This is a genomic window from Microbaculum marinum, assembly GCF_037855135.1.
In the GTDB taxonomy this organism is placed as follows: Bacteria; Pseudomonadota; Alphaproteobacteria; order Rhizobiales; family Tepidamorphaceae; genus Microbaculum; species Microbaculum marinum.
The window spans coordinates 1-947 of sequence record NZ_JAZHOF010000020.1 but is presented as its reverse complement, the minus strand read 5'-3'; the positions used below and the strand labels follow the sequence as shown (position 1 = coordinate 947).

At 65.9% G+C, this 947-nt stretch carries 1 protein-coding gene; it reads left to right on the top strand.

All coding sequences use genetic code 11. The features are described 5' to 3' along the window. Nucleotides 1–947: elongation factor Tu (gene tuf, locus V3328_RS26545; RefSeq protein ID WP_340332761.1), on the top strand; the 947-nt coding region annotated here is incomplete at its 3' end.

Sequence of the window (947 nt, the reverse complement as noted above, 5' to 3'; positions counted from 1 at the left end):
ATGGCCAAAGCGAAGTTTGAGCGGACGAAGCCGCACTGCAACATCGGGACGATTGGTCATGTTGACCATGGCAAGACGACGCTGACGGCGGCGATCACGAAGTCGTTTGGCGAGTTCAAGGCGTACGACCAGATTGACGCTGCGCCGGAGGAGAAGGCGCGCGGCATCACGATCTCGACGGCGCATGTGGAGTACGAGACGGACAACCGCCACTACGCCCATGTCGACTGCCCCGGCCACGCCGACTACGTGAAGAACATGATCACGGGTGCTGCGCAGATGGACGGCGCGATCCTGGTGGTGTCGGCGGCCGACGGTCCGATGCCGCAGACGCGCGAGCACATCCTGCTGGCCCGCCAGGTCGGCGTTCCGGCGATCGTGGTGTACATGAACAAGGTCGACCAGGTCGACGACGAGGAGCTTCTGGAGCTCGTCGAGATGGAGATCCGCGAGCTGCTGTCGGCCTACGAGTTCCCGGGCGACGACATTCCGATCATCAAGGGCTCGGCGCTTGCGGCGCTGGAGGACAAGAATGCCGACACGATCGGCGAGGCCTCGATCAAGGCGCTGATGGCGGCGGTCGACGAGTACATCCCGCAGCCGCAGCGTCCGGTCGACGGCGCGTTCCTGATGCCGATCGAGGACGTGTTCTCGATCTCCGGTCGCGGCACGGTGGTGACGGGCCGGGTGGAGCGCGGCATCGTGAAGGTCGGCGAGGAAGTCGAGATCGTCGGGATCAAGCCGACGACGAAGACGACGGTGACGGGCGTCGAGATGTTCCGCAAGCTGCTCGACCAGGGCCAGGCCGGCGACAACATCGGCGCGCTGCTGCGCGGCGTCGGCCGCGAGGACGTGGAGCGCGGCCAGGTGCTGTGCAAGCCGGGCTCGGTGACGCCGCACACGAAGTTCAAGGCGGAGGCCTACATCCTGACGAAGGAGGAGGGCGG